Here is a 13259-nt window from a genome sequence, read left to right on the forward strand (position 1 = left end):
CCTACGACATCCGCAGCGCCAGGAAGAAGTCCAGCTTGTCCTCCAGGCGCGACAGGTCCCTGCCCGTCAGTTGCTCGATCCGGCCCACCCGGTACCGCAGGGTGTTCACATGCAGGTGCAGGCGGGTCGCGCAGCGGGTCCAGGAGCCGTCGCAGTCGAGGAAGGCCTCCAGGGTGGGGATGAGCTCGGCGCGGTGGCGGCGGTCGTAGTCGCGGAGCGGGTCCAGCAGGCGGGCCGTGAAGGCGCGGCGGACGTCGTCCGGGACGAACGGGAGCAGCAGCACGTGCGAGGCCAGCTCGTGGTGGCCCGCGGCGCACACGCGGCCCGGCCGGGCGGCCGCCACGCGGCGGGCGTGCCGGGCCTCCTCCAGGGCGCCGCGCAGGCCCTCCGCCGAGTGGACGGCCGCGCTGACGCCGAGCGTGAGGCGGCCGTCGTCGGCGAGACCGGACGACAGGGGGTCCCGTACCGCCGCCAGCAGCGCGTCCGCGTGCAGGCCCAGCGTCGTCGTGCCCTCGTCCTCACTGTCCGGCAGCGGGCCCGCCGGCAGTGGCACCAGGGCGATGGCCTCGTCGCCGGCGTGCGCGACCGCGATCCGGTCGGCGGACTCGGCGCCCACCGTCGCCGGGTCGACGAGGATCTCCTCCAGGAGCGCCTGCGCGACCGGGCCGGTGTCCACCGTGCCCGCCCCGCCCTCCGCGTCCCACTCGACCCGGGCGACGACGACCTGCCAGTGCGGCGCGGTCCCCAGGCCCGGCAGCAGCACCGGGGCGGCGACCCGCAGGCGGGCGGCGATCTCGGCGGGCGCGGCGCCCGTCTGGACCAGTTCCAGGACCTCCTGCGCGAGCCGGCGCCGTACCGTACGCGCCGCGTCCCGCCGGTCCCGCTCCACGGCGATCAGCTGCGTGACGCCCTGCAGCAGGTCGAGCCGGGCGGCCGGCCAGTCGCCCGCGTCCGCCTCGACGGCCAGCAGCCAGTCGGACAGGACGGTCTCCCGGACGTCCCGCGCCGCCGGGGCCGCGCCGCGCCCGGTGTTGCGGATCGGGAAGAGGGAGTACGTCGCTCCGGCGGCGCTCAGCCGGTGCGGGCCGCGCCGCCCGGTGCGGGTCGCGGCCAGGTGCTCGCCGGCCAGCTTCGAGGCGAGAGCCGGGTCAAGGGGCTCCCCGGCGCCGGCGATCTGCCGGCCCGTGGGGGAGAGGACCCAGGCCCGGAGGTCGAGGTCGGAGCCCAGCAGGTCCAGGACTACCTCGGGCCCGCCACCTGCCGGACCGGACGTCATCAGCCTCCTGTGGCGATCGACGACCGCCGCCAGGTCACCCGCCCGCTCGCCGGACACCTGTCGAACAACGTGCTCGGTGATCGTCGCGAACGCAACGGTTTCGTTGACTGCGAACAGCGGCAGCCGATGGCGCGAACACGCCTGTACGAGATCGTCGGGGATGTCCCCCAGTTCCGCCTCGCCGGCCGCGAGCGCCGCCACCCCGGCGGAGGCCAGGATCCGGACGAACGGTTCCGCGTCGGCGGGCTCCCGCAGCCAGGCCAGGCCGGTGAGGACCAGCTCCCCGCCGGACAGATACCGGCTGGGGTCCTTGAGGTCCGTCGTCATCACGCCGCGAACGGTGCGGTCCAGCTCGTCCTCACCACCGAGCAGGCGCAGCCCCAGCGCGTCGGTTTCCAGCAGTGCGCGCAGCCGCATCTCGTTGCCGCCGTTCCTTCTCGTCCGTCACTCGTCTGTCACTGGTCTGTCACTCTCGGGCGTGCTCGCCCGCCGTGTCCCCCGGAGCCGGCGCCGCCCGACCGACAGTCCCGGAAACTGTCCCGTTGTCGTCGGTTGCCTGGTGCCGCTGTTTCCAGGGGAAAACGGCGAGGTTGCAGAGCACCACCGTTCGTTCGAATCTACAAGACGAACATGGTCACCAGCCAACTCCTTCATGTTTTCGGTGACTGCACCCGGGCGGGCCGGGCTTGTGTACTAGGCCACACATCGCGTTAACAGCACGTGAACATGATTTCGAAGTCGAGGGCCGGCCGTCCCCCCGGGCCCGTACGACCGACCGACCCCCGACCACTAGAAGCACTAGAAGAGAGCCACCATGGACTTCCTTCGCCCCGCCAGCTGGGAGGAGGCGCTCGCCGCCAAGGCCGAGCACCCCACGGCCGTGCCCATCGCCGGTGGCACCGACATCATGGTCGAGATCAACTTCGACCACCGGCGTCCCGAGTACCTCCTGGACCTGAACCGCATCGAGCTGCTGCGCGAGTGGGAGGTCGGCGAGGAGAACGTCCGCCTCGGCGCTTCCGTTCCGTACACCGAGATCATGGAGAACCTGCGGGCCGAGCTGCCGGGCCTCGCGCTCGCCTCGCACACCGTGGCCTCCCCGCAGATCCGCAACCGCGGTGGCGTCGGCGGCAACCTGGGCACCGCGTCCCCCGCCGGAGACGCGCACCCCGCCCTGCTCGCCGCGGGTGCCGAGGTCGAGGTCGAGTCGGTGCGCGGCAACCGGTTCATCCCGATCGACGAGTTCTACACGGGCGTGAAGCGCAACGCGCTGCAGCCCGACGAGCTCATCAAGACCGTCCACATCAAGAAGGCGGACGGCCCCCAGCAGTACTCCAAGGTCGGCACGCGCAACGCGATGGTCATCGCCGTCTGCGCCTTCGGCCTGGCGCTCCACCCGGAGACCCGCACGGTCCGCACCGGCATCGGTTCGGCCGCGCCGACCCCGATCCGCGCCAAGGAGGCCGAGGCCTTCCTGAACGCGGCTCTGGAGGAGGGCGGCTTCTGGGAGAGCGGCAAGATCATCACCCCGTCGATCGCCAAGCAGTTCGCCGACCTGTGCTCGGGTGCGGCGAACCCGATCGACGACGTCCGTGGCACCGCCAAGTACCGCCGCCACGCCGTCGGCATCATGGCCCGCCGCCAGCTCGGCTGGACCTGGGAGCAGTACCGCGGCACCGGCCGCACGCTTGAGGGAGCTGCATAACCATGCGCGTCAATTTCACGGTCAACGGTCGTCCGCAGGAAGCCGACGACGTCTGGGAGGGCGAGTCCCTCCTCTACGTCCTGCGTGAGCGGATGGGTCTGCCCGGCTCCAAGAACGCCTGCGAGCAGGGCGAGTGCGGTTCCTGCACGGTCCGCCTCGACGGAGTGCCGGTCTGTTCCTGCCTGGTCGCCGCCGGTCAGGTCGAGGGCCGCGACGTCGTCACGGTCGAGGGCCTCGCCGACTTCGCCAAGCAGCGCGAGGAGCACGGTGGCTGCGCCTCCGGCGCCTGCGGCACCACGCTCGACTCCGCCAAGAAGTGGGAGGCGAAGCCCGGCCAGGACTCGCAGACCGGTGAGGGTGTCGAACTCTCCCCGATCCAGCAGGCGTTCATCGACGCCGGCGCCGTCCAGTGCGGCTTCTGCACCCCGGGTCTGCTGATCGCCGCCGACGAGCTCCTCGAGCGTCAGAGCGACCCGTCCGACCAGGACATCCGCGAGGCCCTGTCCGGCAACCTCTGCCGTTGCACGGGCTACGAGAAGATCCTCGACGCGGTCCGCCTCGCGGCCGCCCGTCAGGGAGAGGCGGTCTGACCATGGCTCAGAACACGCGCACCACGCCCGCCGGCACGCCGACGAACGTCACCCAGACCCACACCAAGGGTGGCATCGGCGAGTCCACGCTCCGCCCCGACGGCACCCTCAAGGTCACCGGTGAGTTCGCCTACTCCTCGGACATGTGGCACGAGGACATGCTGTGGGGCCAGACGCTCCGCTCCACCGTCGCGCACGCCGAGATCGTCTCCATCGACATCTCCGAGGCGCTCGCGATGGCCGGCGTGTACGCCGTCCTCACGTACGACGACCTGCCGGCCGAGATGAAGAACTACGGCCTGGAGATCCAGGACACCCCCGTCCTGGCGAACGGCAAGGTCCGTCACCACGGTGAGCCGGTGGCCATCATCGCCGCCGACCACCCGGAGACCGCCCGCCGCGCGGCCGCCAAGATCAAGATCGAGTACAAGGAACTGCCGGTCGTCACCGACGAGGCCTCCGCCCTCGCCCCCGACGCCCCGCTGATCCACGAGGGCCGCGACGACCACCACATCGGTCACGTCCCGCACCCGAACATCGTGCACCGCCAGCCGATCTTCCGCGGCAACGTGGCGGAGGCCCGCAAGCGCGCCGACGTCATCGTCGAGGGCGAGTACACCTTCGGCATGCAGGACCAGGCCTTCCTCGGCCCGGAGTCCGGCCTCGCCGTGCCCTCCGAGGACGGCGGTGTCGACCTCTACGTCGCCACCCAGTGGCTGCACTCGGACCTCCAGCAGATCGCCCCGGTCCTCGGCCTCCCGCCGGAGAAGGTGCGCATGACGCTCTCCGGCGTCGGCGGTGCCTTCGGCGGCCGCGAGGACATCTCGATGCAGATCCACGCCTGCCTCCTGGCGCTCCGCACCGGCAAGCCGGTCAAGATCGTCTACAACCGCTTCGAGTCCTTCTTCGGTCACGTGCACCGCCACCCGGCGAAGCTCTGGTACGAGCACGGCGCCACCAAGGACGGCAAGATCACGCACATGAAGGCGCGGATCGTGCTCGACGGCGGTGCCTACGCCTCGGCCTCCCCGGCCGTCGTCGGCAACGCGTCCTCGCTGGGCGCCGGTCCGTACGTGATCGACGACGTCGAGATCGAGGCCGTCGCGCTGTACACGAACAACCCGCCCTGTGGCGCGATGCGCGGCTTCGGCGCCGTCCAGGCCTGCTTCGCGTACGAGGCACAGATGGACAAGCTCGCCGCGAAGCTGGGCATGGACCCGGTGGAGCTGCGCCAGCTCAACGCCATGGAGCAGGGCACGATCATGCCGACCGGCCAGGTCGTGGACTCGCCGGCCCCGGTCGCCGAGCTGCTGCGCCGGGTCAAGGCCCGCCCCATGCCGCCGGAGCAGCAGTGGCTCGCCGCCGGCGAGGACGCAGATGTCCGCGCGCTGCCGGGTGGTCTGTCCAACACCACGCACGGCGAGGGCGTCGTCCGCGGCGTCGGCTACGCGGTCGGCATCAAGAACGTCGGCTTCTCCGAGGGCTTCGACGACTACTCCACCGCCCGCGTGCGCCTGGAGGTCATCAACGGCGAGCCCGTCGCGATGGTCCACACGGCCATGGCGGAGGTCGGCCAGGGCGGTGTCACCGTCCACGCCCAGATCGCCCGCACGGAACTGGGCGTCACGCAGGTGACCATCCACCCGGCCGACACCCAGGTCGGCTCCGCCGGTTCGACGTCCGCCTCGCGGCAGACGTACATGACCGGTGGCGCGGTGAAGAACACCTGCGAGCAGGTGCGCGAGGCCGTCCTGGAGATCGGCCGCCGCAAGTTCGGCTCGTACCACCCGGCGTGGGCCACCGCCGAACTCCTCCTGGAGGGCGGCAAGGTCGTCACCGACGGCGGCGAGGTCCTCGCGGACCTGGCCGACGTCCTGGAGGGCGAGTCCATCGACCAGGAGCACGAGTTCCGGCACCGCCCGACCGTGCCGTTCGACCTGAGGACCGGCCAGGGTGACGGCCACGTCCAGTACACCTTCGCCGCGCACCGCGCGGTGGTGGAGGTGGACACCGAGCTCGGCCTGGTCAAGGTCATCGAGCTCGCCACCGCCCAGGACGTCGGCAAGGCGCTCAACATGCTCTCCGTCGTCGGCCAGATCCAGGGTGGTACCACCCAGGGCCTGGGCGTCGCGGTGATGGAAGAGATCATCGTGGACCCGACGACCGCGAAGGTGCGCAACCCCTCCTTCACGGACTACCTGATCCCGACGATCCTCGACACGCCGACCATCCCGGTCGACGTACTCGAACTGGCCGACCCCAACGCGCCGTACGGCCTGCGGGGACTCGGCGAGGCCCCGACCCTGTCGTCCACCCCGGCCGTCCTCGCGGCGATCCGGAACGCGACGGGCCTGGAGCTCAACAAGACGCCGGTCCGCCCCGAAGCGCTCACCGGCACCTTGTAGGACCCTCCGGGCGGTGCGTGCCTCCCAGGAACGTCACACTTCCCAGCCCGCACCGCCCGGAGCAACCCGCTCGTAGCACCCAGCACCACCGGCAGTACCAGCAACACCGGCAGTACCAGCAACACCGGCAGTACCAGCACCACCAGCAGTACCCAGCACCACCAGATCGACCTGATCAACCAAGTTCGTCTCGGGCCGTCCCCCGGGTCGTGCAGCCCACGCAGCATCCCAAATCCCGCAGCTTCTCTGACCTTCGGAAAGTCTTATGCGGGTGCCCCTTTGAACCTTGGGAGTAGGCCCCATGACCCAGTCGTCAGTGGAGCCCAAGACCGCCTCGGAGGACGCGGGCTCCGGCTCGAACGTCCCCGCCGGCCGCTCTTGGCTCGACCGGTACTTTCACATCTCGGAGAGAGGATCCACCGTCGCGACGGAGATCCGCGGCGGCGTCACCACCTTCATGGCGATGGCGTACATTCTCCTGCTCAACCCCTTGATCCTCGGCGGCAAGGATGTGGACGGAAACGTCCTCAGCCAGCCCGCACTCATCACGGCGACCGCCCTGGCCGCCGCGGTGACCACCCTGCTGATGGGCTTCTGGGGCAAGGTCCCGCTCGCCCTCGCGGCAGGGCTCAGCGTCTCCGGTGTGCTCTCCTCGCAGGTCATCTCCGTGATGACCTGGCCGCAGGCCATGGCCATGTGTGTGGCCTACGGTGTGGTGATCTGCCTCCTGGTGGTCACCGGCCTGCGCGAGATGATCATGAACGCGATCCCGCTTGCCATCAAGCACGCGATCACGATCGGTATCGGCCTCTTCATCGCCATCATCGGCTTCGTCAAGGCCGGCTTCGTCCACGAGAACCCTTCTCCCGGCGGCGGCCCGGTCACCCTCGGCCCGCTCGGTGAGCTCCAGGGCTGGCCCGTCCTGATCTTCGCGGTCACCCTGCTTCTGATCTTCGCCCTTCAGGCGCGCAACATCCCCGGCGCCATCCTGATCGGCATCGTCGTCGGTACCGTCATAGCCCTGATCGTCAACGCCGTCGCCGACATCCCGGCGAAGGGCGCGGGCGCCTGGTTCTCCGGCGCTCCGGAGCTCCAGGGCAGCGCCGTCTCGACACCTGACTTCTCGCTGATCGGACAAGTGTCCTTCAGCGGCTGGGGCGACGTCGGCTACATCACGGTCACCATGATCGTCTTCACCCTGGTCCTGGCCGGCTTCTTCGACGCCATGGCCACGATCATCGGCGTCGGCTCCGAGGCCAACCTCGCGGACGACAAGGGCCGTATGCCGGGCCTCTCCAAGGCCCTGTTCATCGACGGCGCCGGCGGTGTCCTCGGTGGTGCGAGCGGCGGCTCCGGCCAGACCGTCTTCGTCGAATCGGCCACCGGCGTCGGCGAGGGTGCCCGTACGGGTCTGTCCTCCGTCGTCACCGGCGCCTTCTTCGCGGCCTGCCTCTTCTTCACCCCGCTCACCGCGATCGTGCCCGCCGAGGTCGCCTCCGCGGCCCTGGTCGTCATCGGCGCGATGATGATGCAGAACGCCAAGCACGTCGACTGGAGCGACCGCTCGGTGGCGATCCCGGTGTTCCTCACCGTGGTCCTGATGCCGTTCACGTACACCATCACCACGGGTGTCGCGGCCGGTGTCATCTCCTACGTCGTCATCAAGGTGGCGCAGGGCAAGGCACGAGAGGTCGGAGCCTTCATGTGGGGCCTGACCGCGATCTTCATCGTGTACTTCGCGATCTACCCGATCGAGAGCTGGCTGGGCGTCGGCTGACGTCGCACGGCCGCCCTCCACACACACATCTGAGGAGTTCGAGATGCTGGACATCGCCGAAGAGCTGCACCGGTGGGTCGAGCAGGGACGCGAGTTCGCCGTCGCCACCGTCGTGGCGGTCGGCGGGAGCGCGCCCCGGCAACCGGGCGCCGCGCTCGCCGTCGACAGCGACGGCACGGCGATCGGATCGGTCTCAGGCGGGTGTGTGGAGGGCGCGGTCTACGAACTGTGCCAGCAGGCGCTCGAAGACGGCACCACCGTCGTCGAGCGCTTCGGCTACAGCGACGAGGACGCCTTCGCCGTGGGCCTGACCTGCGGCGGGATCATCGACGTCCTCGTCACCCCGGTACGCGGCGGGGTCTACCCCGCCGCGCTTGCCGCCGCCGTCTCGGGGGAGGCGGCGGCCCTCGCCCGGATCGTCTCCGGACCCGACGACCTGATGGGCCGGGCCCTCCTGGTCCGCCCCGACGGGTCGTACGAAGGCGGCCTCGGCGGCCACCCCGAGCTGGACCGCACCGCGGCCGGCGAGGCGGTCGCCATGCTGGACGCGGGCCGCACCGGCACCGTCGAGATCGGCGAGGACGGCAGCCGCTGCGGACAGCCGCTCACCCTCCTCGTCGAGTCCTCCGTCCCCGCCCCGCGCATGATCGTCTTCGGCGCCATCGACTTCGCCTCCGCCCTCGTCCGGGTCGGCAAGTTCCTCGGCTACCACGTCACCGTCTGCGACGCCCGGCCCGTCTTCGCGACCCCGGCCCGCTTCCCCGAGGCCGACGAGATCGTCGTGGAGTGGCCCCACCGGTACCTGGCGTCGACCGTGGTGGACTCCCGTACCGTCCTGTGCGTGCTCACCCACGACGCCAAGTTCGACGTCCCGCTCCTCGAAGCGGCCCTCAAGCTTCCCGTCGCCTACGTCGGCGCGATGGGCTCCCGCCGCACCCACGAGGACCGCAACAAGCGGCTCCGCGAGGTCGGCGTCACCGAACTCGAACTCGCCCGCCTGCGCTCCCCGATAGGCCTCGACCTGGGCGCCCGCACCCCGGAGGAGACGGCGCTCTCCATCGCCGCCGAGATCGTCGCCAACCGCCGCGGCGGCACCGGCGTCTCCCTCACCGGCGCCCACACCCCGATCCACCACGACGGCCCGCGCGAGCCCGCCGGACGGATAGGTTCCGTCGCCTAGCAGCGCGCCACGCCGGACTTTCGAGTCGTTGACGGTACGGAGCGGTGGAGCGACGCTCGCGGGAGCGCTCCCGCTGACCGGGTGCGCCGAGAGGACGTCATCCATGCGCCACCGCTCCACCGCCGTCCCGTCCACACGGATCCTCGGACTCGCCTCGCTCGCCCTCCTGGCCGCCGCCCTGCTGCCGACGACGGCCGGCGGTGCCCCGCCCGCTTCCTTCGTGGCCGGGCCGGGACCCGTCCGTTTCCACGCCCCCGTTCCCAACCCGGCCGCCCTCGATCAGTACCGCGAACTCCGGGCGGGCGGTGACGAGCGCACCGCCGCGGGGCTGCTCGCCATGGTCGGCGCCCCGCACGCCGTCTGGCTGGTGGACAGCACGCCCGCCGAGGCGGAGCGGGCCGCCCGTGCCACCGTGGAGACCGCCGCGGACGAGGGCACCGTGCCGGTCCTCGTGCTCTACAACGCGCCCGGCCGCGACTGCGCCCAGTACTCGGCCGGCGGCGCGGGCACCGACACCGCGTACACCGACTGGACCGACGCCGTCGCCCGGGGCATCGGCGACCGTCGCGCCCTCGTCGTCCTCGAACCCGACGGCATCGCCCTGCTGCCCTCCGACTGCGGCCAGGACGACACCGCCGGGACCCGGACCGCCGCCCGCTACACCGCCGTACGCCACGCCGTCGACACCCTCGAACCGCTCGCCGGCACCGCCGTCTACATCGACGCCGGCAACCCCGGCTGGCACGCCGTCGAGACCGTCGTGCCCCGCCTCGTCAAGGCCGGTGTCGACCGCGCCACCGGCTTCGCCGTCAACGTCTCCCACTACCACTCCGACGCCGACAGCTCCTGGTACGGCACCCTCGTCTCCGGCTGCCTCGCCCATGTCGCCCGGGCAGGCGACCCGACGGACTGCCCCGAGCGGAGCCTGCCCCGCGCCGAGGCCCTCAGCTGGCTGACCACCCACGCCACGGGCCCCGCCGCCGACCGGGCCCACTTCGTCACCGACACCAGCCGCGCGGGCCGCGGCCCCTGGACCCCGAAGCCCGGTGCCCACCCCGACCCGCAGGAGTGGTGCAACCCGCCCGGGCGCGGACTCGGCCCCCGGCCCACCGCCACGACCGGCGACCCGCTCCACGACGCCCGGCTGTGGATCAAGACACCGGGGGAGTCGGACGGCCACTGCCTGCGCGGGACCGCCGGCCCCGAGGACCCCGAGCGCGGGACCGTGGACCCGAAGGCGGGCGACTGGTTCCCGGCCCAGGCGCTGGAACTCGTACGGCTTGCCGACCCGCCGATCCTGCCTCGCCCTGCTGCCGGTTAGGGTCCCGATCATGGACATTCGTGACGTACCCGAAGCGCATATCGACCGTGCCCTCGACCTCTCGTACCTCGTCTTCCACGAGCGTCCCGAGGAGGAACGGCGCAAGCACCACCGCGACATGGTGCGGTCCTGCGAGCGGATCGGCGCGTACGACGGGGAGCAACTGGTCGGCTTCGTCGCGGCGTTCCCCTTCACCCTCTCCGTCCCCGGCGGCGAACTGCCCTGCCCCGGCCTGACGCTCGTCTCCGTCGCCCCCACCCACCGGCGGCGGGGCGTGCTCTCCGCCCTGATCGCCGAGGCGTTCCGGCGGTACGCGGAGCGGGGCGCGCCGATCGCCGCGCTCTGGGCTTCGGAGGACGCCATCTACGGCCGGTTCGGGTTCGGGGCAGCCACCCAGGGCGTCACTGTCGAGATCGACTCCCGGCGGCCCCTCGCCCTGCGCGTCGACCCCGACGAGCGTCCACTCCGGCTCGTCGATCCGGCGGACGCGCCCGATGTCGTCGGCCCGTTCTTCGAGTCCACCCGCGCGCTCCGGGCGGGCCGCATCCCCCGCGACGAGACGCGCTGGACCGGCGAGTGGCTGCGCGACGAGGACGAGGAGGACGAGGAGCTCTCGCCGGCCCGGATCGTCGTGCTCGGCGACCCCGTCGCCGGATACGCCGTCTACCGCACCAAGGGCGAGAACGAGGACACCCACACCCCGGGTGTGGTCCGGGTCGACGAGGTGGAGGCCGACACCCCGGCCGTCGCCGCCGCCCTCTGGCGCTACCTCGCCTCGATCGACCTGACCGGTACCGTCCGCGCCTGGGGCAGGCCGCTCGACGACCCGCTGCTGCTCTTCGCCGCCGACCGCGACCAGGTGCGCGTGACCGGACAGTTCCCGGCGCTGTGGGTGCGGCTGATCGACGTCCGCGCGGCGCTCACGGCCCGCAGCTGGGCCGCGCCCGTCGATCTCGTCCTGGAGGTGCACGACAGTCGGATGCCTGCCAACTCCGGGCGCTTCCGGCTCACTTCGGGAGCGGATGGGGCGGGGTACGAGCCGACCGGTGATCCGGTCGACCTCTCCTTCGGCGTACGGGACCTCGGCGCCTGCTACCTCGGCGGTACGAAGGTGGTGGACCTGGTGGCCGCCGGGCTGGTGGAGGAGCACACGCCGGGCGCGGCGGCCACCCTCGACGCCGCGCTGCACACGCCCCGACTGCCGCACACCTGCGACGAGTTCTAGGCGGTTCGGTTCAGACGAGCGTACGGAAGTGGGCGCAGGCGTCCGCCTCGGTGGCGTGCGTGGCGACCGGCTCGTACGCGCCCCGCTCGTACACCCCCACCTCCCAGCGGCCGTCCGGCACGGACCTCAGGTAGAGGAAGTCCGGTGGGGTGGGCGCCGGTTCGTGGACGCCCTCGATCCAGAACTGGTCCCCGGGCACTCCGGCGTCGCGGAGTGCCCGGGCCAGGGCGGCGCGGTTCACGCGGGGACGCGCTCCAAGTAGCCGTTGTCCAGCAGCCACTTGACGTTGAGCCGCTGCCCCTCGCCGGGGTCGAGGAAGACCGCGTCCAGCTTGATCTGGCGGCCGCCACCCGGCTGCTCGAACCAGGGCGCGATCCCGCCCTCCCAGACCGTGAACTCCTTGGTCACCTCGTAGAGGTGGTAGTCGCAGGGGAAGGCCGCGTCCCGGGTGTTCAGGTTCTGCGGCGGCAGCGCACGCTTGGCGTACAGGTCGCCGGCCGGGGCGAGGTACGCGCCGTACTCCGAGCCGAAGCGGTCCAGGCGCTCGCCCTTCTCCAGGAGGTCGGGCGCCTTGTCGAGCTCGCCGTTGACCTCGGCGAAGCCGTCGTTCGGCGGGTACTTCCAGCTGCCGGTGTCCGCCGGGCCCTCCCAGTACTTCTTCAGGAAGTCGGCCGAGGAGAGCTTGCCGGTGCGCTGGTAGTGGCGAAGCAGCGGGCCCACCGGCTTCTGCTTCTTCTTCGGCAGGTACTTCGGGCCGAGCCGCTTGTCGCCCTCGAACTCACCGGTGCACGGCGCGGGCGGGGCGGCGGCCCGCGCGGGTGCCTCGGTCGGCGCGGCCTGTGCGGCGGGGGCGGTCGCGAGGGCGGCGGTGACGCCCATCGCGGCGAGTACGGCACGGATCCTCAGGTCGGTACGGCTGCGCTCCACGCGGAGTTCTCCCTGTGTCGTGGCGAAACGATGCGCCGCACACAGTAATGGATCAGCTTCGGAGAGTGACCGCGAATGGGCCGGTATCGGCCAGCTGCCCGAGCGGGCGGTCCCGGCTTCCTCCCGGCTCTCCTCCCCGCACTTCCCTCAGCCCTTCCGCAGGCCGTTCAGGAGCAGCTCCGCCAGCTGCCCGTACGCCTCCGCGTCCGCGAGGCCTGTCGCCGCGGCGACCTGCCGCCGCTGGATGCGGACCATGACCGAGGCGATGACGTCGGCCGCGAAGGAGACGTGGACCTCGCGGAACACGCCCGCGCGCACGCCCTCCTCGATCAGCTGCTGCACCCGCCCGGCCGCCGCGCGCGTGTTGCGCTCGTAGACCTCGGCCGCGGGCTCGAAGGCGGCCACGTCGTCGAAGAACTGGGGGGAGACCGGGGCCAGCTCCGCCGCGACCGCCCGCAGATAGGCGGCGAGCCGCTCGGCCGGCTCCTCCTCCGCCGCGAGAACCGCCTCGACCCGCGTCGTCGCGCGCCGGAAGAAATGCACCACTGCTGCCCTGACCAGCTGTTCCTTGCTGTCCGCCAGGCCGTAGAGGGTGCGCTTGGAGCAGCGCAGCCGGGCCGCGAGATCGTCCAGGGTCAACTGGGCGAAGCCCTCGCCGACCAGCAGGGCCACCAGCTCCTCGAACAGGGCGGACCGGCGGGCCGCGCCACGGCCGGTCAGCTTGGGAGCGCCGGCGGCGGATGTGTCGATCACTTGAACAGTATGCAGGTCGACCCGTCCGGGGGGTTACGGGAAATCCCTTCTGCGCTACGCTCAACGGTACTGCCGTACCGCCCGCAGTACCGTTTCGTCG

At 71.6% G+C, this 13259-nt stretch carries 11 protein-coding genes; 7 read left to right on the forward strand and 4 right to left on the reverse strand.

What is annotated here, in order from left to right; all coding sequences use genetic code 11:
• Window position 1 precedes the first annotated feature (1 nt).
• Window positions 2–1693 carry a PucR family transcriptional regulator ligand-binding domain-containing protein gene (locus tag Q5762_RS30285; protein ID WP_315895465.1) on the reverse strand — a complete coding sequence of 564 codons (1692 nt, stop codon included), beginning with the start codon at window positions 1691–1693 and terminating at the stop codon, window positions 2–4.
• Window positions 1694–2090: 397 nt separating this feature from the next.
• Here Q5762_RS30285 and Q5762_RS30290 point away from each other — a divergent pair, with 397 nt between their 5' ends.
• The 7 genes from Q5762_RS30290 to Q5762_RS30320 all read left to right on the forward strand — a co-directional run bounded on the left by Q5762_RS30290 (window position 2091) and on the right by Q5762_RS30320 (window position 11479).
• Window positions 2091–2981 carry a xanthine dehydrogenase family protein subunit M gene (locus Q5762_RS30290; protein ID WP_315895466.1) on the forward strand — a complete coding sequence of 297 codons (891 nt, stop codon included), beginning with the start codon at window positions 2091–2093 and terminating at the stop codon, window positions 2979–2981.
• A 2-nt stretch (window positions 2982–2983) separates the two neighbouring features.
• Window positions 2984–3571, forward strand: a complete 588-nt coding sequence (locus Q5762_RS30295; RefSeq protein ID WP_315895467.1) for a 2Fe-2S iron-sulfur cluster-binding protein — start codon at window positions 2984–2986, stop codon at window positions 3569–3571.
• A 2-nt stretch (window positions 3572–3573) separates the two neighbouring features.
• A complete protein-coding gene (gene pucD / locus Q5762_RS30300) occupies window positions 3574–5976 on the forward strand; it encodes a xanthine dehydrogenase subunit D (protein WP_315895468.1) in 2403 nt (800 codons plus the stop codon).
• A gap of 301 nt (window positions 5977–6277) precedes the next feature.
• Window positions 6278–7753 (forward strand): NCS2 family permease, encoded by a 1476-nt coding sequence (locus Q5762_RS30305; protein WP_315895469.1) that lies wholly within the window; start codon window positions 6278–6280, stop codon window positions 7751–7753.
• Window positions 7754–7796: 43 nt separating this feature from the next.
• The gene (locus Q5762_RS30310) at window positions 7797–8933 is read left to right on the forward strand and encodes an XdhC/CoxI family protein (RefSeq protein ID WP_315895470.1); all 1137 of its coding nucleotides are present in this window, start codon (window positions 7797–7799) and stop codon (window positions 8931–8933) included.
• 103 nt (window positions 8934–9036) lie between these two features.
• A complete protein-coding gene (locus tag Q5762_RS30315) occupies window positions 9037–10254 on the forward strand; it encodes a glycoside hydrolase family 6 protein (protein ID WP_315895471.1) in 1218 nt (405 codons plus the stop codon).
• A 10-nt stretch (window positions 10255–10264) separates the two neighbouring features.
• A complete protein-coding gene (locus Q5762_RS30320) occupies window positions 10265–11479 on the forward strand; it encodes a GNAT family N-acetyltransferase (RefSeq protein ID WP_315895472.1) in 1215 nt (404 codons plus the stop codon).
• 10 nt (window positions 11480–11489) lie between these two features.
• On the opposite strand, the gene Q5762_RS30325 is transcribed toward Q5762_RS30320, so the two are convergent.
• From Q5762_RS30325 to Q5762_RS30335, 3 genes are all read right to left on the reverse strand, one after another.
• Window positions 11490–11720 carry a hypothetical protein gene (locus Q5762_RS30325; protein WP_315895473.1) on the reverse strand — a complete coding sequence of 77 codons (231 nt, stop codon included), beginning with the start codon at window positions 11718–11720 and terminating at the stop codon, window positions 11490–11492.
• Window positions 11717–12358, reverse strand: a complete 642-nt coding sequence (locus Q5762_RS30330; RefSeq protein WP_315895508.1) for a TNT domain-containing protein — start codon at window positions 12356–12358, stop codon at window positions 11717–11719. Before Q5762_RS30330 ends, Q5762_RS30325 begins: the two co-directional genes overlap by 4 nt.
• A 195-nt stretch (window positions 12359–12553) precedes the next feature.
• The gene (locus tag Q5762_RS30335; protein ID WP_315895474.1) at window positions 12554–13159 is read right to left on the reverse strand and encodes a TetR/AcrR family transcriptional regulator; all 606 of its coding nucleotides are present in this window, start codon (window positions 13157–13159) and stop codon (window positions 12554–12556) included.
• Window positions 13160–13259: the final 100 nt, after the last annotated feature.

This window comes from Streptomyces sp. P9(2023) (assembly GCF_032436795.1).
Taxonomy (GTDB): domain Bacteria; phylum Actinomycetota; class Actinomycetes; order Streptomycetales; family Streptomycetaceae; genus Streptomyces.